We start from the raw sequence: 19,138 nt of genomic DNA, 5'->3' as shown, positions 1-19,138 counted from the left end.
TTTTTCTATTGGGATAGTCATGTCTGCCTAGCATGCTGAATATACTAATTTCGAACGAAGCATTGCCATATTACGATGAATAGGAGAATCACTTGGAGCATGAGAACAAAAATAAATGTAATGATCATTGCCTTATTGCTCATTGTCCAAAGCTTTTTCAGCGCAACGCTGGCTTACGCAGATGCTCCAGCCCCAGAACTGCCGCAGAGTGCTGTATCTGATCCTACACCTACCGTTACAGATGCTGTATACGTTGTCCCAAACCTTGAACCTCCTGGGGAGATTCCTTCAAACACGGTCCCCTTCGTTCAAGGAGCAGTCAGTTCAAAGTCTCAACATGATGCAGCTCCGCAGAGCATATTAACGAAGTTGAGCCTGACCGACGAAGCAGGGCGTGTCATTGATGCGGTATATAGTCCAGACAGCCAATTCGACATCGGATCAGCCATCCAACTAGGCTATGAATGGGAGCTTCCTGACAATACCTATAAGTCAGGGGACACCTTCACCTTTCATTTACCAGAACAGTTTGTCATCTACACTGATATCTCATCTCCGTTAGTCACTACCGATGGAACCGTGGGATACTTCACAGTAGATCGTCAGGGCAAGGTTATCATGACCTTTAACCAATATGTAGAGAATCACTCCAATGTCAGCGGCAAACTACAAGTTAAAACCGAGTTTACGAAAGAAACGGTGAAAGGCAGTACAGAGATCATCATTGCGATTCCGATCAAAGGCGGGGTGCAAACGGTCATCGTGAATGTAAAACCCCAGTCAGGGCCAACCCTAAGCAAACAAGGGAAAATAGCTGGCACAAACCAGATCGACTGGACCATTGATGTGAACAAACAGCTAAACACCGTAAAGCACGCCCTCATCACCGATCCCATTCCTTCAGGGCTGGAACTCAGAAGAGACTCTATCCGGCTCTATCATCTACAAATCAATATCGATGGCTCGACCGTTGTTCGAGACCTTGTAAATGGGAGTGAATATGCCATTGAAGCAGATCAAGCCGGGACAGGGTTTGTGATTCGTTTTCAAGACGATAGCATGAACACGGCCTATCAGATCCAATATTCCACACGCATTATTGGCGACGAAACACGTTTTTCCAACACAGCAACGCTTTCAGGAGATGCGATAGAGAACGTCGCTGCTACCGCTACTGTTCAGGTAGAACGTGGTGAATTCTTGTCCAAAAAGGTTGAAAAATATGATCATGCCACACAAACACTCTCGTGGGCCATAAGATATAACTTCAGCGAGACAAAAATCCCCGAAGCCAAAGCTCTTTTAATTGATCATTTCAACAAAACTCAAGAATTGCTGCCCGGTTCTTTGAAAGTATTTAAGGGAAACACACTGGAGGAACTCCCATCGTGGGCGTATACTGTCATCCCAGTTGATTATCCGGACCGCAACGGCTTCAAACTTCAATTCAACTTCGACGTAGATTCAGCCTATACCATCCGATACCAGACTCAAGCCAGAGGCCGTGTCTATGATAATGGAAAAGTTATAAACATCATAACCTCGGATGGAACGCAGAAGATTGTATCGACGGAAATCATAAGCGGAGTTATGACTAAAATGTATGACACACCCAATTACAACACCAAAATCATACCTTGGGTGATTACCATCAATACAGACTTGTACATCATGAAAAATATTGTCATTCAGGATGTGTTTCCAAACGGGGGCTTGGCTTTGTTACCGGACACCCTGAAAATTCAAAGTGTTGACGGAACAACGGAGCTACGTGCGCCCACGGATTATGAGCTGGTTCCGCTATCACAGGACTATAAACAAGGATTTACGCTCATTTTTCATAAAGCCATTCAGAAGGCTTATACAATCAAGTATTCAACCACCTATAATAATGACTGGAAAACGGATACGACGAAGCCCGAGTTTCGTAATAAATCCCATATAGAATACCAGTTTGAAGACGGAGAAAGATCATCGCAAGGAGTGGAGTGCCCGATCTGGCCGGACTTTATGACACAACGAAACGGTGCCAAGCAAGGAAGCTATAATGCAACCTCCAAGCTCATTACCTGGGACATTAAAGCTAACTACAATCGCAAGATTCTGAATCACGCGGAAGTGAGAGACCCCTTGTTGCAAGGTCAGAAGTTACTGCCCGCCTCCGTAAAAGTATACGATATGACCTTGCTGGGATGGTGGGATGGCGTACAAAAAGGGGCTGAAATCCCAGCAGATCAATACACCATTATTCCTCCCTCCGAGCAAAATGGTAATGAATTGCGTATCCAGTTCAAGGAGCAAATACAGACTCCCTACTGGATTACCTTTCAAACTTCATTGGAAGGAGAACTGATTGAAAAAGAAATCCACAATCAAGCCCTTCTACTGGATGGACAAAAAACAGTCTCTGAATGGGCAGCGCAAGTCGCGGTACCTCATGGCGGAGAATATGTATCTAAAGTCGGTACACAAAATGGAAATAAGATCGATTGGAGCATCCGCATCAATGAAGGACAGTCCCATGTATCTAACGCTAAAATTATAGATCAGCCTAGCAACAATCAAATCCTAATTGAGGATTCCTTTCATTTGTACTCTACAATCATCGCTGCCAACGGAAATACCACCAAAAGCACCGAGTTGATTAGAAACCAAGATTACAAGCTGTATATCAAGACAGACGCTCAAGGCCAGCAAACTTTTGAAGTTACTTTTGCCAAGGATATTTCCACTGCTTTTATACTTGAATACCAATCGTTCATTCATGCTGAAGACAAAGCCAAGGTGAGTAATAAGGTTGCCTTTGAGGGGGATCGCTTGACGACAGAGATGCGGGAAACCAGCCAGGAAATCATCGTACGAACGTCTTCCGGCTCCGGTTCTGGCGGGGGTGTGACCGAAAGTCTTGAGCTGACCAAGGTAGATCAGGATATGCCTGACAAGGTACTGCCTGGCGCACAGTTTGCGCTCTATGATAAAGGTCAAAAAAGAGCCCCGCTCATTCAGACCACCAATGCGGAAGGCAAAATCATCTTTTCCTCCTTGCTTCATGACGATTATATCTTGGAAGAATTGGCAGCACCGGAGGGCTATAAAATCACCGAGGGCAAGCTCGAGATCAAAATAGACGCAACACTGCGGCAAAGCTCTGGCGTAAAGAGGGTTGTGATCACCAATCGTAAAGAAAAGAAAAACGAACCAGGAACGCCTACTCATCCAGACCCTTCACCCCCGTCCGGAGGCTCAGGTAAAAAACATGATAAAGATCCGGAAATACCCGATACTCCGTCTATAACCGTTCCTCCGTCATTGCCAAAGTCTCCGGAGGACATAGTCCCTCCACAGGAGGAACCTGCGCCTATACCGCCGGAGCCGGAGCCGCCAGCCGTCATGCCTCATCAAGATCCTCCTCCTCCGGTGGATTCGAAAGACGATCCCGAACCTAAGATCCGTCTCAAGGTTCCGGGAAAAGAACCTGAAGATCCGGAGGATACACCTGCGGTACACCAATTGCCCCAAACAGGTGAAAGCAGCCCCGTTCCGTTCTATTTGACAGGCATAGCGATGGTTATATGGGGCGTATTTTTGAAATTCACACGAATAAACAAAAAATAAAACCGATCACCTGCCCTGATCTCCCGACTCATTCCATTCCCGATTGGAATGAGTCGGGAATGGGGCATTTTTCAAAAAATATGTATAATCCGTATATTGCTTAGGGGAGGCGAGATTGCTGAGTCTGCGTAAACTTTCCTACGTATTTATTGTGTTAGGCTTACTTTTTATTTTGTTTCCTAAAGCGATGGAATGGAATGAGGATCAGGAACAAAGCAAGCTATTAAAAGCAGCAGAGCTACCATCTGGAAAAAGCGACGCGCTATGGCCCCCCAGTCTTACGGACAGCTATGCTCGCTTGTCCACTCGTCTTACAGAAGTTCCGGTTAGTGAAGCACGACAAAATACTTCCCCATCCCCTGCTCCCATGGTAAGCGCTAATGAACAAACTCCCATAGCCACTATTAGTATAAGTCGTATTGCTTTAAAGCTCCCTGTATTGGAAGGCGCAACGAGGATAAATATGAGACACGCGGCTGTACATATGCCGGAAACGGGGACGCTGGGACAAGCAGGGAATGCCGCCATTGCTGCTCATCGAGCCCGTACCTCTGGACGTTTATTTAATCGTCTAAATGAATTGAAGATCGGGGATAAGATTGTTGTTAACGCTCGGGGTAACCAATATGTATATAGCGTTTATAGCCTGAAGGTGGTCGATCCTACGGACGTGTCTGTTCTGAAAAGCTTCAAAAAACAAAAGCTGCTTACACTGATTACATGTGACCCTCTCGTAAACCCCACCCATCGTCTCATTGTTCAGGCGAAACTAAGCACCTAAAGCTATTTTAAAGCCCTATTTCTATGAGTAAACATAAATCAGGCGGGCCATTCCTGTTCATTACAGAAATACACCCGCCAATGCTCACATCATGATTCAGTTGGATTCTTGGCAATCAGCTTGAAATCATCAAAGTGGAATCCTGGTGCAACCACACAGGTTACCAGCACGGGCTCATCCCCAAGCGGACGTGCCGTTTGCCATACTGCTCCTGGAACGAGTGCTTGTGGATGCTGTCCTGCCTCCACATCCGCACCGACGATAATCACAGTTTCTTCACCAGGCTCTTCTCCACTTCCACCCAATTTCAACTCTACAGGGCTTCCGCTATGATATAACCACAGCTCATCAGAATGGACCACATGCCACTCGGAGAACTCACCCGGATGCAGCAAGAAATACGTAGACGAAGCTGCAAAGCGCGGACCGGAATACACATCCGGCAGTACAGGCTTCGGAATTTGGAAATGGGCCTTCCACATCTCTTTGTACCAGCCGCCTTCTGGATGGGGCTCCATGCCCAATGCCGTTACTAGCGGTGAAATAGCTTTCGTCATTGTCTAACCTTCCTTTACCCTAAATTCCTTCTTCCCTACTGTAAAACATAGCGTTGCTTTTGTCACGTTTCTCCCTTGGCATGTCGAGGATCAATAGTTTATGTCAAATTTAATAACATAAAATTACGGATATTTATTCGTTTTCAACATATAAATAACAGTTTACTAGCAAAAAACACACCAAAATACATTACACGTAAAGTTTAGTGACATAAAATCTTGTTTTTTATTGTAAGCTTATAGTATCATGAGAGAAATTTTTAAATTCTAATAGAGCTTGATCATGTCAATCCGTCTACTAAGCTATGTATCCAAGCCTAAAAAGGGGTGAGCTCTCTGATCCAGTTTCGCAACGTCAACAAGCATTACGGTCACTTCCATGTACTCAAAGACATTAATCTTCAGATTAAGGAGGGCGAGGTCGTCGTAATCATCGGTCCCTCCGGCTCGGGTAAAAGCACCCTGCTTCGCTGCATCAATCGTCTGGAAACGATATCGGATGGGGAGCTGATCGTTAACGAGATCCCTGTACATGACAAAAAGATTGATATTAATGCCTTCCGCCGCAATATCGGGATGGTGTTCCAACATTTCAATCTGTATCCCCACAAAAAGGTGATTGAAAACATTGTACTGGCACCTATGAAGGTACTGGGCATCTCGAAAGAAGAAGCTACTCAAACAGCCATCACCTATCTAAAGCGCGTCGGAATCGAAGAAAAGGCACAGAGCTACCCCGCCCAATTGTCCGGTGGACAGCAGCAGCGGGTCGCGATCGCCCGTGGGCTCGCGATGAATCCAAAAATTATGTTGTTTGACGAGCCTACTTCAGCACTTGATCCCGAAACGATCGGAGAGGTACTGGATGTTATGCGCTCGCTCGCCCATCAGGGCATCACAATGGTCATTGTCACTCATGAAATGGGCTTTGCACGTGAAGTGGCGGACCGCGTGATTTTTATGGACAAAGGACAAATTTTGGAAGACAGCCAACCTGTCGAATTTTTTCAGAATCCGGGTGAAGAACGGGCTCGCCTGTTCCTGAGCCGTCTGATTCATCATTAATAGACTACCAATGTAGCGTAAATCGAAAGGGGAATGTTCTGATGAGAAAAAGATTTCAATGGAGTACTTTGGTGCTGGTAGCTTTATCTTGTCTGCTCGTCTTGGCAGGCTGTGGAGGCAAAGAAGGAGCGGCAACGTCGGGGAATGAGCCGGCAGCAGCCAACGGGCTGGAAGCGATCAAACAGCGTGGCAAACTGGTCGTTGGTGTGAAATACGATACCAAGCTGTTCGGACTGAAAGACCCGGCTAGCGGAAAAGTAGAAGGCTTTGATATCGACATCGCTAAGGCTGTAGCCAAACATATTTTTGGCGATGAAACCAAACTTGAACTAAAAGAAGTCACGTCCAAAACACGAATCACCTTATTGCAAAACGGGGACATTGACGCCATTATCGCGACGATGACCATTTCGGACGAACGTAAAAAGCAGGTTGATTTCAGCGACATTTATTTTAACGCCGGGCAATCTCTGCTTGTGAAAAAGGGGAGCCCCATCACCGGGCTGGAGTCTCTGACCCCGAAGACCAAGGTGCTCGCCGTGAAGGGCTCTACCTCCGCCAAAAATATCCGTGAAAAAGCACCTGAAGCAACGATATTGGAATTCGAAAACTATCAGGATGCTTTCAACGCCCTCAAAGCAGGTAAAGGAGAAGCCTTGACTACGGATAACTCTATTCTGCTCGGCATGCAGCAGCAAGACCCGAATTATACTCTTGTAGGCGGGAACTTCACAGAGGAACCTTACGGCATTGCAGTGAAGAAGGGGCAAACCGAACTGCTACAAGCTATTAATGATACGCTCAAGGAACTGAAAAGCAACGGTGAATACAATAAGCTCCACGAGCAATGGCTTGGGGTTAAACCCGAATAGTATTCTTGTGAAGGAGCCGCGATTGCGAGCTCCTTCCTTTCTTAAGTCTGGATAAGGAGGTAAATTCGCAGATGCTTACTTTTGATATCAACGTACTTTTCGATCATAGCGACCGTTTCAGAGAAGGCTTGCTTCATACCGTTCAAGCTAGTGTCATTGCCTTGATCGGAAGCTTTATTCTGGGGGCTATTATTGCCATCCTCCGAATTGCGCCTTTTAAATGGCTGAACTGGATTGGTACCGTCTATGTAGAGGTCATCCGCAATATCCCATTGCTGATCGTCGTACTGTTTTTTTATCTCGGGCTTCCTACTTTGGGCATCCCTTTGGACGGATTCGTATCTGGAACGCTCGGATTGACTGTATACACAGCCTCCTTTATTGCTGAAGCCATACGTGCCGGCATTCAATCTGTGCCCAAGGGGCAATTTGAAGCGGCAAGGTCCTCCGGGTTGAGTTACAACCAGACGATGATCAGCATTATTTTACCGCAAGCCATCAAAATTGTACTGCCTGCGATCGGCAACCAATTCATTAATCTGGTCAAAAACTCTTCCGTGCTGGCTATTGTGGCCGGACTGGACCTAATGTATTACTCGGACCTCATTAACTCGGATACCTTCCTGCCCATCACAGTCTACGCCATCACGGCGCTGTTGTATCTTATCTTGACGGTTCCGCTTAGCTTTCTTGTACTTTATATGGAACGGCGTCTGTCCAAAACATCCTAAGGAGGGAAGCCCGTATGGATTTCGGTGGATTGTTTGTGTGGCCTAATGTGCGTTTTATACTGGAGGGCTTCCTGCTCACACTGGAGGTTGCTATTTACTCTATCGTGTTCAGCTTCGTTCTTGGTATCTTATTCGGCATTCTGCGCTATACCCGCTTACCTGTTATTTCACAGGTTGCAGCCTTTATCATTGATCTCATTCGCAATCTTCCATTATTGCTCATTATTTTCTTCATCGGCATGGTTTTACCATCCATCGGAATTTCGATTTCCCTCAAGTGGGCAGCCATTACAGGCCTGTCGATCTTCGAGGGAGCCATGATCGCCGAGATTGTGCGCAGCGGTCTGAATTCGGTCCATAAAGGACAGGTGGAAGCCGCACGTTCCTCCGGTTTAAGCTATTCTCAAACCTTATGGCATATCATTCTGCCCCAAGCGCTTCGTCGCATGGTGCCCCCGATGGTCAGCCAGTTCATTTCCCTATTCAAGGATACCTCACTGGCTGTCATTATCAGTTTGCCGGAGCTGACGCATAACATTCAGATTGTCGGTGGGCAAAATCAATCTTTTGTCATTCCAGCCCTGCTGTTCGCAGCTTTCCTGTACTTTGCTGTCAATTACAGTATGTCACTGATTGCACGCAGGCTGGAAGTTCGTACACATTAAAGCTCCTGATACTCATCAGGGTTGCCACTAGTTGGAACGCACTGTTAGTACAGCTTGTATCTTTTCAATCAATCGCTTCAACGCTTCTCCCTGATAACGGCCAGACTGATAAATCAACTCTAGCTGACCCTGGAGCACGCCGCACAAAATAGGTACAGTGCAAAATTGTGAGCGATCCAATTCTGCCGCAAGGGACTCCGTCTGTAGGGTTACGGCAAGTCCCTCCTGTACCCAGCGCAGGATTGAAGGTATGGAATTTGTCTCCAAGACGGTTGCAAAGGGATACCCACGATCACGGAAGCACTTCTCAATCAGTTTCCTGCCGGGATGACACTCTGGCTGCATCGCCCAGGGTACATGCCTCAATTCGTCCAGCGTAATGGAAGTACGGTTGGAAAACACATGCTCTACCGGAACAACAAGACAGTAGTTCTCCGTACGAAGAGGAAGCTGGACAAGCCTTTCATCCGTACCCGAATGCAGCGTAATGCCAACATCCACTCGGTTATCCAACAGCTGTTCTGTTACATCAAATGATGGATGGATGTGCAGGCTGACTTTAGGAAATGACTGATGAAAATGGATAAGCATTTCTTGCAATGGTTCCTCCAGCTCCGGTAATGCGATACCAATCCGCAAACTCCCGCGTTGCTCGGTGCGCAACTCCTCAATGGAAGCCTTTGCTTGCTGTAAATCCTTGAGCGCATGTGCACTGTGTTGCAGCAACAATTTTCCGGCATCTGTCATTTTAATTTTCTTGCCTGCACGGTCAAAAAGCGTCATGCCCAATTCCTCTTCCAACGCCTTAATTTGCAAGCTAAGCGTGGGTTGGGAGATTCCGATCTTTTCCGAAGCTTTCGTAAAATGCAGTTCCTCGCATACGGCAATGAAGTATTGAAGCTGACGTATTTCCGTCTTCCTTCTCTCCCTTCGAGAATCCCCAGAATGATTGCATTAAAAGGTCAAAAGAAGCGCAAAATCGGATCCATCCGGTTCGCGCTTCTTCTTCAGGTTGTTGCGCTTTTTTAGATTATTGGGCTACTTCGGCTTTTTCCGCAGTCAACGTAATATTCGCAAACGTGTCTGCATCATACTCCTTGCCACGGGTAATATCGTAATTAGCTACCCGATTATTCACTGCCTCCAGCGAATAACGGAATAACGTCGGTACAATGGGCGCCTCCTCGCTCATATACGCCTGCCACTGATTGTATATATCTTTACGATAATTGTCGTCAAAGGCTTTCACAGACACCCCTTCCTGCAACAGCTTATCATTCTCTTCACTGGTAAAGCGCGAGTAGTTAAAGCTGGCTCCGCGTCCATACAGCCCACTAGGGTTTACATCTGTACCTGTACTCCATGCGCCGCCAAAAATATCAATGCCGGGGTCATCCTTCTGCACACGATCATAGAAAGAATTGAACTCAAGCAGACGACCGTCCACCAGCTCGACATGAAGTCCGACATCCTTCCAGTTTTGCAAATAAAACTTTGCCAGCGATTCAGCTGTCGCATCTCCGCTCATTGCCGCATAATGGAGCACCAGTTCCTTGCCCTTAGGGTCCTCACGGTATCCATCTCCATTGGTGTCCACATAGCCTGCCTCGTCCAGCAGCTTTTTCGCCTTGTCCGGGTCATACGCGATGCCCTTTGCATTTATATCATGATATCCCTTAAAGGCAGGCGGAATCAGGGATGTTGCTGGAATCCGAAGTCCATGATAGAGCTGCTTGCCGACCTGCTCATTATTCAGCGCATAGCCGAGGGCCTGACGCAATGACTTGTTCGCCAGCTTGGCGTTCGGGTCCATGATATTTAGATTCTTGGCCTGATCGAATTTGCCCATCTTAAAGCCCACATAGCTATAAGATAATTCCTCCTGACCGAGAAACTGTACATTTTTCGGATTACTGGCCTCATTGTAACGGGTGGTTGGATAGCTGGCCCAATCGACTTCTCCACTTTTCAGCGCCTCGGTAATGACATTCGGGTTCACCACCTTCAGATGAAGACCATCCAACTTGGGCTCACCGTGGAAATAATCTTCATTTTTGACGAATTCCACAGATTCACCTGTGACCATTGATTTAATTTTGAACGGTCCATAGCCAATCGGATTTTTACGGACAGGATCAGATCCGGCCATATCTTTCACGGGGATATTCTGAAATACCTTTTTCTCCAGTGGTGTAGACCAAAGTCCCGATTTCACCGAAGGATTAGGTTCCTTGAAGTGAATGGTAACCTCTTTCTCATTCAGCACCTTGATGCCAGAAATGGTTTTGGCCTTACCCGCGTGATAATCCTCCATGCCCACAATGTTGGTCATAAAGCTATCATAACGCGGACCTTCGTAGTCTTTATGACCGATCACTTCATAGGAAAAAGCATAATCCTCTGCCGTTACGGGATTACCATCCGTCCAGTTCAGTTTGGGATCAATTTTTACAGTCACCGCCTTATTGTCTGGGGAAAAGGAAATCGTCGCCGCTCCTTTATTATCAATATTTAGATTGGAGTCAATCGAAAACATAGAAGGGTAGAAAAACTGGAAGACTTCAAAATCAGGATTGCCTTCATAAAATACAGGATTCAGAATACCTTCAAAAGGGGTATCAGACACGAGTGCATAATTGATGATGCCACCCTTAATCGGGGCCTTATCGTTCTTGATCGCCTTCTCCAGCGCTGTGGCATTCACCTGCTTGCTGTCGGACCCTGTGCCGCCTGTACCGTCAGACGATTTCCCTCCATTCGAAGCGGAAGGCGAACCGCTGCATGCGGCCAGAGAAAGCACCAAAATTGCAGATAGAACAGGCAGAATTCCTTTTTTCCAGTGTTTAACCATTGTAAATCCCTCCTTGTCATTGTCCTTATCCTTGAACTTCGGTTAACCCAATCGTTGTCTGGCATCCGTGGCGCGTTTGAGCGCCTGGCCAATAAAGTTAATCGCCAGCATTAGCACCAAAATAAGCAGTGAGGCAGGCAACCACATCCACCAGCTATTCTGCAAAACATCCGGGTCATTCGCATAACTCACCAGTGTACCCAAGCTTGGAGTAGATTCCGGTAAGCCAAAACCGAGATAAGAAAGCCCGGTCTCAATCCCGATATTTCCCGCGAGGCTGAGGGTCAGATTGACGATCACGACCGAGCTAAGATTAGGCAGCACGCCAAACCAGATGATTTTCCAATTGGGTGTGCCAAGGGTTTTGGAAGCCTGCACATAATCCAGTTCGCGCTCCGACAACACCTTGGCCCGGATCAGACGTGCTTTTCCAATCCATAAAAAGGCAGTCATAATGAAAATAAAGGACCCTATGCCGCTTTTGGGTACAATGCTGACAAATACGATGACCAACATCAGAAATGGAAGTACCAGAATAAAATCAATGATCCGCATGATGATGTTATCGACCAGCCCCCCATAAAAACCAGCCAGCAAACCTAACGTTAAGCCAATAGCGGCAGATAACAATGTAATCGTAAAGCCGATCGTGAAGGAATTGCGGGCTCCAATGACCAGCTGGCCAAAAATATCCCTGCCCGCTCGATCTGTGCCCAGCCAATGCACTGAGCCGGGAGCTTCACGGATTGCGCCCAAATCCACCGTCGTGACTACATCCTGATTTACAAACAGGACAGAGGCATATATAAAGATCAAGAACAGAATTACAAAGCCAATGGAAACCAAGGCCATTTTGTCACGCACCAGCTCACGACGCAGTACAGACCAACTGGATGGTGATTTACGAATGATTTCCGGCGTGAAGACCTCCTCCACCTGTATAGACACCATAATCCCTCCCTTTCTCTAGACTTATTCGCTATTCAATTCGAATGCGGGGATCGACTTTGCTCAGGATGACATCAGATAAAAGGGTCCCTAATAGCGCCAAGAAGCCGGAGACCATGACCAGTGCGTTCACGACTGAAAAATCCCGTTGAGTGATGGACTGGAGAAATAATTGTCCTAACCCCGGATAACCGAAAATAGATTCAAGGAAAATGTTGCCTGCAATTACTCCCGTCAGGTCATAGCCCAAAAAGGCAGCAATCGGCAATAGAGAGTTTTTGAAAATATGGCGGGAATAAATTTTACCTTCGGGCACCCCTTTGGAACGCGCTGTTTTCACAAAATCCTTCAGTCGTGTGTCAATGACCTCATTGCGCAAATACTGAATCGTAGCCGTTGTACTGAGCAATGCGCCTGTAACCGCCGGTAAAATGAGATGATACGACTTGTTCACGTAATATGACCATGTCCCCGGCTCCACGCCTACATCCACACTGCCGCTGGTTGGAAACCAGCCGAGCCTGAATCCGAATACGTACAGCAGCAACAACGCGAGTATAAATAGAGGTGTGGCAAAGCTGAGATAGGTATAGCCCACTACGGTTTTGTCCAGCAGACTATGCTGATAACGACCGCTGAGTACGCCGAGCGGAATGGCGATCAGATACGTCAGAACCAGAATTACTACGCCCAGAAAGAACGTGTTTCCCAGACGGCTGCCAATCAGATCGGTAACGCTAATTTTATGTACATAAGATTTGCCCAGATCCCCGTGAGCAAGCTGGACGAGCCAGTTCCCATACTGCACCCACACCGGATCATTCAGTCCCAGTCTTTGTCGCTGTTCTTCCAGTGCGGCCGGATTCAGATTGGGTGTCGAAGTAATAAGTCCTGTCAGTGCATCCCCCGGCATAGCCTTAGCCAGGAAAAATATAAGCACGCTCAGTGCAAAAAGTTGAGGGATCATAACCAGCAGCCGACGCAGTGTAAATTTCCACATTTCTGTACCCCCCTTATGGTAGCGCGACTTGATGAGATGGACTTACTGATTTTAGTGCAAACGGCTTTCCACTCACGTCTAGATGTTTGGGCAGCTCTGTTTTGTAGGAGGATAAGAGCATTCGCCTTTTTTGGGCATTTTCCAGCCGTTTTGTAGGATCAATATTGGGAATGGTTGCAATGAGGCGCTGGGTATACAGATGCTGTGGACGCTCATAAATGTCTTGCTCGCTCCCCTGCTCCACTAGACGGCCCCGGTACATAATACCGATTTGGTCGCACATATGACGGATAATACCCAAGTCATGACTGATGAACAAATACGTCAAATTAAATTCCCGTTGCACATCCTTCATAAAATTAAGCACCTGTGCCTGCACGGAAACGTCCAACGCCGACACCGGCTCATCAGCAATGATCAGCTTGGGGTTTAATGTCAGCGCACGCGCGATCCCGATCCGTTGCCGTTGCCCCCCGGAAAATTCATGCGGATATTTGTAGGCTGCATCGGCGTTCAAGCCGACCTTTTCCAGCAACGTCTGTACTTTCCTCCGTTCCTCCTCACTGCTCAGCCTTTCAAAATTTCGCAGCGGTTCAGCAATGACATCCAATACGCGCTTGCGCGGGTTGAGCGAAGAGTAGGGGTCCTGAAAAATCATCTGAATGTCTCTACGCAGCGGATGACGGTTGTTACGGCTCAGAGCCGCAAGGTCCTTTCCCTTAAAAAGAATCCGTCCGCTCGTCAGCTTATTTAGACCGATGATCGTCCTGCCTGTCGTCGTTTTTCCACAGCCGGATTCTCCCACCAGCCCGTATGTCTGGCCTGCCTCAATGCTGATCGACACGCCATCCACTGCTTTCACCTGATCGATAACACGCTGGAAGAAACCACCGCGCACCGGATAGTGGACCCTCAAATCATTTAACTCCAGTAGTGCCATGAGCAGCTTCCCCCTTTGCCTCGTCTTCAAAATGAAAATGCTGGTAACATGTACAACGGACCCAATGTCCAGGGGAAATTTCATTTAGTTGGGGATGGTCTTCATGCACTCCCTGCTGAATCCAGGGAATACGCGGGGCAAAGCGACAGCTATTGCGGGGAATATCTTGTAATGAGGGAACAATGCCGCCGATGACATGCAGTGATTCCCCCTTGGTATGCGATCCCGGCATGGAAGCAAGCAAAGAACGCGTGTACGGATGCTGTGGATGCCTGAATAATTCAAAAACATCAGCGCTCTCCACGATTTCTCCGGCATACATGACCACCACGCGGTCGGCTACTTCTGCCACAACACCAAGATCATGCGTAATCAAGATAATTCCGCTCCCACTCTCCTGTTGAAGCTGTTTGAGCAAGTCGAGAATTTGCGATTGGATCGTTACATCGAGCGCAGTAGTTGGTTCATCTGCGATAATAAGAGAAGGTCGGCAAGCTATGGCAATCGCGATCATCACACGCTGACGCATCCCTCCTGACAGTTCATGCGGATACTGCTCATACACACGCACAGGATTCGGTATATCTACGCTTTCCAGCAGCTCCAGCACACGTTCCCTTTTTTGCTTCGTAGATAGTGACGTATGATAATCAAGATTTTCCTCAATCTGCTTACCAATGCTCATTAACGGGTTGAGTGCTGTCAGCGGGTCCTGAAAGATCATGCCAATGCCCGCTCCGCGGATTTTATTCATTTGCCCTGAAGAAAGACGGTTCAGGTCCGTGCCTTTAAAAAGGACCTCTCCCTCTACACGCGTGCGTTCCATGTCATGCAGTTGTGCGATCGAAAGCGCCAGCGCGCTTTTGCCACAGCCGGATTCTCCGACTACAGCCAGCACTTCATTGGGGTTGACCGTCAGATCCAGATGGTCGACTGCGGGGTGATATTGATCCTTGATGCGAAAAGATACGGATAATCCTTTAATTTCCAACACGGGTCCGGTATTCAATGCGCGCTTCCTCCATTCTCCATGGTCTTGTCCCGCTTATTCTCACCATGTTTGATGTTTAAAACCTCTCATGAACATTACATACCGTTTTTGTCGGAATAATTTGAATACATCCTATCACCAGTATATGGATATATCAATTAAGATTATGCTATCAACATCATTTAAAAAATCAATGATCCAGCAGTAGCGCGGCCTTTCTGGCACAAAATGTAATGAAATAACCAACCACAGGTTAATTTTCATCACAAAAAAAGTCGCCTGATCCCTCTGCAGGGATCAAACGACTAACTAATACCAGCTCACATTGAGCTTCTGGCGATAATTATGAAGCCGCTCCATAGGAGCCAGACTTGAACGTTCTAGGATCGTACCATTTGTAGCCTGCTGCTGGAGCAGACCAAGGCTCAGGCTGCGGTTCTGTGGAAGCCGCAGGCTCCTCAAATGGTAGAAGCTTCGTTGGCTGATCCAGAGTCAAACCTGCCACATCAGACAATTTCGTGTAGTCCTGCTTCCATGCAAGCCATTGAACCGTTTGCACCAGGAAGGTGGAATCATCCACTTCTTTAAAACCATCATATGTCTTCTTCGACTGTCCGTTTTCCTCACGCACATATTTCGGTGTAGCATCTTCTACAGGGGAAGAATCACCGATGAACGCTGCCTTGCCTTGACCTACCTTGGAGATAGCGGCATAAGGTCCTTCCGCACGGCCCCCGCCGTTATAAACTCCCTGGTCTACCGCATTACCCCATTTTTTCGTGCCTGAAGGGATATAAGCAATGCCTTTAGCCTTGGTAGGATCAATAATAGCCAGCGTAGATCCTGCATGCATTGCAATCGAGCGCACACCCTTGGTAATGCCGAAAGATTGATCTGCGGCTACAATGTCGGTAGCATTCACATCACCCAGCGCATTGTAACGGAAACGAACGCCAAAGTTGGCCGCCAGCCAATCGGAGCTTGTTAATCCTTGCATCGCCGGTGATGCAGCTTCTTCTGCAGTCATGCCCTTGGCCGGATTAGTATAGGCTCCACGACGGTAACCATTCATAACCTCGGAGGAATCCCAACGGTTTTTGTTACGGTCCGCATTATAATGATCGGAGATGAAGAAGACGCTCCCCCCGCTATTCACGTATTGCAGCAGGGCAGCCTGCTCGGATGCCTTAAAGGCAACATTCGCTTCACCAATAATGAACACATCATATTGGCGCAGCTTGTCAAATGTTATGGCCTGCTCTCCATAAGTAAAAGGAATAGGACGATTCAATTGGTCTACCGTAAAGCCTACATTACGCAGTCCATTGGCAAAGTCGGAGAAGGCGCCTTCAATGACCCAATCTGCTGCACCAGCGGTCTGTGCGTGCGTATTATCGAACAGCACCTTTTTGCCTTTTCCATCCGGCAGTGTAGTACCGGGTTGACCCGGGTTGCCAGGTTCGCCTGGTTCCCCCGGCTCGCTTCCGCTCACCAGTTCAACAGCGCTTGGACTTTTCACTCCACCAAAATTATTGTAGGCGCCGAGTGTACCCGTCACACGAATTTTGCTGCCGATCAGCTCAGGATGGCCTGATAGCCCATATTGCCCTCTGTACGCTGAAGTCAGCTGTACATCCAACAGATTAGACGTATTACGTTCATTTGCCTGATCGGCAATCAGTACGTTAAAATCATTCGCAAACGGGGAAGAAAAGTTAGCCGTTTTCGATCCGGTAGCATGTCCGACGATGTAACCTTCCACCGTCACCGTACCTCCACTGCTTTGGCGCTGAAGTGCTTCGGCTACTGTCAATGCTCCCTCCGCCTTGACCTGACCGAATGGAACGAAGATCCCAATCAGCAGTGATACGATAGCTGCTAGATGCAACATCCCTTTTAAGCGTGAACCTGTGAATCGCAAGCCTTTTACCATACGTCAATATCCCTCCTATGATTTCCATAAATATACTTGTCCTTTATCAGATTAGCCGCCAATCTTCTAATTCCTTCCTGATTTCATCCATAATTATGTAAATTTTAATCTTTTTTATTGGGAACGCACCTGTTTATGTAAAAATTAAACCTGTGATTGACACCGAGCACGGCATACATTACGCTAAGAAAGACATGTAGAACGGTATATGCGAATGAAGATGACGGGAGAGTCTGTCCAGGGAGCCTACACTCTGGCGGCACCGAAGGAGCAAGGCGTCAGCACCCGGCTGACGGATAATCTCTCAGGTCCATGTATCGTCATCTGACGCAACTCTGGAGAGAGCGCAAGCCACCCAAGGGGTAAGGCGGTAAGAACACCGCACGAAACTCTCAGGTAACGAGGACAGAGATAAGGGAAACTTCCTTATCCTGTCCTTTTTTGTGCTCACATTGTGCGTCAGCATTAAGAACCGTCATAACCGCGCAAAGACGCGGAAATACCATATAGTATGGTATTAGAACATACAGGGGGCCACACCATGCGTTTCAAAGATGTATTTTCCATTATCGGTCCGGCCATGACCGGACCTTCCAGTTCACACACCGCAGGCGCTGTGCGGCTCGCACGCGTTGCCCGGCACTGGCTCGGGGCGCAACCTGATCGTGCCCGCATGACACTGTACGGCTCCTTCGCTGACACGTATAAAGGACACGGTACAGACCTGGCGCTCATCGCAGGGCTGCTTAATTACGATACGGACGATCACCGGATTCCGGATGCCGAGCAATGGGCAGAGCAAGCCGGGATGGCCGTGGAATTCGCCGTCAGCGGGCTACCAGCGCCTCATCCGAACACCGTCCGTTTCGAGCTATGGAAGGGCGAGGATCAGCGCACACTGCTTGGCTCCTCCATCGGCGGCGGCAGCATCCATGTCCAGCAGCTCAACGAATTCCGGGTCAATCTGACTGGGGAGCTGCCTACGCTGGTGCTTCTCCACTCGGATAAGCCCGGTACATTGGGCGCGATAACTTCAGCGCTGGGCGCGGCTCACATTAACATTGCCTATATGCACGTAGATCGCAAAGGCCGGGATGGTGAAGCACTCACCGCCATCGAAACGGACAGTTCTGCTCCGGCTGTATTGATTGCGGAGCTGCGTTCTTTACCTCATATGTATGAAATTAAGATGATTAATTTGAAAAAAGGAGCTGAATCCGATGCGGTTTAGCCATCTGCATGAAATCAGCGCTTTATGCGCTGAAGAATCCACCACAATTGGCCGTTTGATGATTCAAGAGCAGGTACAAGAGACGAATACAACGGAGGAAGAAATCTTTCGCCAAATGTCTGATTATTATGAAGTCATGAAGGAAGCCGTTCATCGCGGTCAGACACAAGACACCGTATCCCGCAGTGGATTGACGGGCGGTGACGGCAAGCGCCTAGCCGAGTATCTGCGGTCAGGGGAAACCTGCTCCGGCGATGCCTCCGCGCTCGCCATGGCTTATGCCCTCTCTGTGTCGGAGGTAAATGCATCCATGGGTCGCATTGTCGCCACGCCTACCGCAGGCTCATGTGGGGTTATCCCTGGTGTGTTCATCAGTGCGCAGGAGCGGTTCGGCTGGGATGATGAGCATATGGTGAACGGCCTGTTCGCCGCTGGAGCCATTGGCTACGTGATCGCCAACAACTCCTTCATTTCTGGCGCGGAGGGAGGCTGTCAGGCTGAGATTGGTTCAGCTATCGGGATGGCTGCTGGCGCTATGGTCGAGCTGCGTGGTGGTACGCCTGAACAGGCTGTTCACGCCGTGGGCCTCGCTCTTAAGAACACGCTCGGCCTGATTTGCGATCCCGTCGCCGGACTCGTGGAGATTCCGTGCATCGTGCGCAACGGGCTGGGAGCCGTGACTGCGCTTGCCGCAGCGGATATGGCTTTGGCGGGTGTGCGCAGCGCTATTCCGTCTGACGAAGTCATTGACGTGATGCTTGAAGTCGGCAGTGCGATGCCGTCGAAGCACCGCGAGACCGCCAAAGGCGGCTTGGCCCAGACGCCCACTGGCAAGCGTTTGACTGAATCACTTACACGCAACACACCGACCAAGAAGGATAAGTCATAATTTATAAGCGGTAGCCTCCTTAAAAAAAAGAGCAAGCATGTCATCCTTGGACGTATGCTTGCTCTCTTT

16 protein-coding genes, 1 pseudogene and 1 riboswitch are annotated in these 19,138 nt (G+C 48.1%); of the genes and pseudogenes, 8 read left to right on the top strand and 9 right to left on the bottom strand.

What is annotated here, in order from left to right; genetic code table 11:
• Window positions 1-99: 99 nt before the first annotated feature.
• Window positions 100-3,615 (top strand): collagen binding domain-containing protein, encoded by a 3,516-nt coding sequence (locus NSQ58_RS15905; RefSeq protein WP_341057839.1) that lies wholly within the window; start codon window positions 100-102, stop codon window positions 3,613-3,615.
• Between the two features lie 115 nt (window positions 3,616-3,730).
• A complete protein-coding gene (locus NSQ58_RS15900) occupies window positions 3,731-4,396 on the top strand; it encodes a class D sortase (protein WP_341057838.1) in 666 nt (221 codons plus the stop codon).
• A gap of 89 nt (window positions 4,397-4,485) precedes the next feature.
• On the opposite strand, the gene NSQ58_RS15895 is transcribed toward NSQ58_RS15900, so the two are convergent.
• On the bottom strand, window positions 4,486-4,953 hold the full coding sequence (locus tag NSQ58_RS15895; protein ID WP_013308442.1) for a cupin domain-containing protein: 468 nt from the start codon (window positions 4,951-4,953) through the stop codon (window positions 4,486-4,488).
• A gap of 327 nt (window positions 4,954-5,280) precedes the next feature.
• On the opposite strand from NSQ58_RS15895, the gene NSQ58_RS15890 reads away from it, so the two are divergent.
• The 4 genes from NSQ58_RS15890 (at window position 5,281) to NSQ58_RS15875 (ending at window position 8,286) form a co-directional block, all read left to right on the top strand.
• On the top strand, window positions 5,281-6,018 hold the full coding sequence (locus tag NSQ58_RS15890; protein WP_028541228.1) for an amino acid ABC transporter ATP-binding protein: 738 nt from the start codon (window positions 5,281-5,283) through the stop codon (window positions 6,016-6,018).
• 41 nt (window positions 6,019-6,059) lie between these two features.
• A complete protein-coding gene (locus NSQ58_RS15885; RefSeq protein ID WP_341057837.1) occupies window positions 6,060-6,890 on the top strand; it encodes a transporter substrate-binding domain-containing protein in 831 nt (276 codons plus the stop codon).
• Between the two features lie 71 nt (window positions 6,891-6,961).
• Window positions 6,962-7,621, top strand: coding sequence for an amino acid ABC transporter permease (locus tag NSQ58_RS15880; RefSeq protein ID WP_023986681.1), 660 nt, complete (start codon window positions 6,962-6,964; stop codon window positions 7,619-7,621).
• A 14-nt stretch (window positions 7,622-7,635) separates the two neighbouring features.
• A complete protein-coding gene (locus tag NSQ58_RS15875; protein WP_023986680.1) occupies window positions 7,636-8,286 on the top strand; it encodes an amino acid ABC transporter permease in 651 nt (216 codons plus the stop codon).
• A gap of 27 nt (window positions 8,287-8,313) precedes the next feature.
• On the opposite strand, the gene NSQ58_RS15870 is transcribed toward NSQ58_RS15875, so the two are convergent.
• From NSQ58_RS15870 to NSQ58_RS15835, 8 genes and pseudogenes are all read right to left on the bottom strand, one after another.
• Window positions 8,314-9,069, bottom strand: coding sequence for a LysR family transcriptional regulator substrate-binding protein (locus tag NSQ58_RS15870; RefSeq protein WP_256704500.1), 756 nt, complete (start codon window positions 9,067-9,069; stop codon window positions 8,314-8,316).
• Between the two features lie 6 nt (window positions 9,070-9,075).
• Window positions 9,076-9,156: pseudogene (locus NSQ58_RS15865) on the bottom strand (LysR family transcriptional regulator); the annotation flags it as partial.
• A 160-nt stretch (window positions 9,157-9,316) separates the two neighbouring features.
• Complete coding sequence (opp4A, locus tag NSQ58_RS15860) at window positions 9,317-11,137, bottom strand: oligopeptide ABC transporter substrate-binding protein (protein WP_028541232.1); 1,821 nt, start codon at window positions 11,135-11,137, stop codon at window positions 9,317-9,319.
• Between the two features lie 42 nt (window positions 11,138-11,179).
• A complete protein-coding gene (locus tag NSQ58_RS15855) occupies window positions 11,180-12,088 on the bottom strand; it encodes an ABC transporter permease (RefSeq protein WP_023986676.1) in 909 nt (302 codons plus the stop codon).
• Window positions 12,089-12,116: 28 nt separating this feature from the next.
• Window positions 12,117-13,085 carry an oligopeptide ABC transporter permease gene (gene opp4B, locus NSQ58_RS15850; protein WP_068941018.1) on the bottom strand — a complete coding sequence of 323 codons (969 nt, stop codon included), beginning with the start codon at window positions 13,083-13,085 and terminating at the stop codon, window positions 12,117-12,119.
• A gap of 13 nt (window positions 13,086-13,098) precedes the next feature.
• Window positions 13,099-14,025 (bottom strand): ABC transporter ATP-binding protein, encoded by a 927-nt coding sequence (locus tag NSQ58_RS15845; protein ID WP_028541233.1) that lies wholly within the window; start codon window positions 14,023-14,025, stop codon window positions 13,099-13,101.
• The gene (locus NSQ58_RS15840) at window positions 14,003-15,034 is read right to left on the bottom strand and encodes an ABC transporter ATP-binding protein (RefSeq protein ID WP_053324471.1); all 1,032 of its coding nucleotides are present in this window, start codon (window positions 15,032-15,034) and stop codon (window positions 14,003-14,005) included. The genes NSQ58_RS15845 and NSQ58_RS15840 overlap by 23 nt, the downstream gene beginning before the upstream one ends.
• A gap of 325 nt (window positions 15,035-15,359) precedes the next feature.
• Window positions 15,360-16,949 (bottom strand): DUF6359 domain-containing protein, encoded by a 1,590-nt coding sequence (locus NSQ58_RS15835; protein WP_341057836.1) that lies wholly within the window; start codon window positions 16,947-16,949, stop codon window positions 15,360-15,362.
• A gap of 214 nt (window positions 16,950-17,163) precedes the next feature.
• A riboswitch (glycine riboswitch) is annotated at window positions 17,164-17,279 on the top strand.
• Window positions 17,280-17,490: 211 nt separating this feature from the next.
• Here NSQ58_RS15835 and sdaAB point away from each other — a divergent pair.
• A complete protein-coding gene (gene sdaAB / locus NSQ58_RS15830) occupies window positions 17,491-18,180 on the top strand; it encodes an L-serine ammonia-lyase, iron-sulfur-dependent subunit beta (RefSeq protein WP_341057834.1) in 690 nt (229 codons plus the stop codon).
• On the top strand, window positions 18,170-19,069 hold the full coding sequence (gene sdaAA / locus NSQ58_RS15825; RefSeq protein WP_013308429.1) for an L-serine ammonia-lyase, iron-sulfur-dependent, subunit alpha: 900 nt from the start codon (window positions 18,170-18,172) through the stop codon (window positions 19,067-19,069). The genes sdaAB and sdaAA overlap by 11 nt, the downstream gene beginning before the upstream one ends.
• The last annotated feature ends 69 nt before the right edge of the window (window positions 19,070-19,138 follow it).

The sequence above is a fragment of the Paenibacillus sp. FSL M7-0134 genome, assembly GCF_038007865.1.
Classification (GTDB): Bacteria; Bacillota; Bacilli; order Paenibacillales; family Paenibacillaceae; genus Paenibacillus; species Paenibacillus polymyxa_B.
This window is presented reverse-complemented; position numbering and strand designations above follow the sequence as displayed.

Bases quoted from the DNA above. Each gene is read 5' to 3' on its own strand.
- NSQ58_RS15855 (WP_023986676.1), bottom strand. From the start codon at position 12,088: ATGGTGTCTATACAGGTGGAGGAGGTCTTCACGCCGGAAATCATTCGT.
- NSQ58_RS15835 (WP_341057836.1), bottom strand. From the start codon at position 16,949: ATGGTAAAAGGCTTGCGATTCACAGGTTCACGCTTAAAAGGGATGTTG.
- NSQ58_RS15870 (WP_256704500.1), bottom strand. From the start codon at position 9,069: ATGACGCTTTTTGACCGTGCAGGCAAGAAAATTAAAATGACAGATGCC.
- opp4B (WP_068941018.1), bottom strand. From the start codon at position 13,085: ATGTGGAAATTTACACTGCGTCGGCTGCTGGTTATGATCCCTCAACTT.
- NSQ58_RS15875 (WP_023986680.1), top strand. From the start codon at position 7,636: ATGGATTTCGGTGGATTGTTTGTGTGGCCTAATGTGCGTTTTATACTG.
- NSQ58_RS15880 (WP_023986681.1), top strand. From the start codon at position 6,962: ATGCTTACTTTTGATATCAACGTACTTTTCGATCATAGCGACCGTTTC.
- opp4A (WP_028541232.1), bottom strand. From the start codon at position 11,137: ATGGTTAAACACTGGAAAAAAGGAATTCTGCCTGTTCTATCTGCAATT.
- NSQ58_RS15845 (WP_028541233.1), bottom strand. From the start codon at position 14,025: ATGGCACTACTGGAGTTAAATGATTTGAGGGTCCACTATCCGGTGCGC.
- sdaAB (WP_341057834.1), top strand. From the start codon at position 17,491: ATGCGTTTCAAAGATGTATTTTCCATTATCGGTCCGGCCATGACCGGA.
- NSQ58_RS15895 (WP_013308442.1), bottom strand. From the start codon at position 4,953: ATGACGAAAGCTATTTCACCGCTAGTAACGGCATTGGGCATGGAGCCC.
- NSQ58_RS15885 (WP_341057837.1), top strand. From the start codon at position 6,060: ATGAGAAAAAGATTTCAATGGAGTACTTTGGTGCTGGTAGCTTTATCT.
- NSQ58_RS15905 (WP_341057839.1), top strand. From the start codon at position 100: ATGAGAACAAAAATAAATGTAATGATCATTGCCTTATTGCTCATTGTC.
- sdaAA (WP_013308429.1), top strand. From the start codon at position 18,170: ATGCGGTTTAGCCATCTGCATGAAATCAGCGCTTTATGCGCTGAAGAA.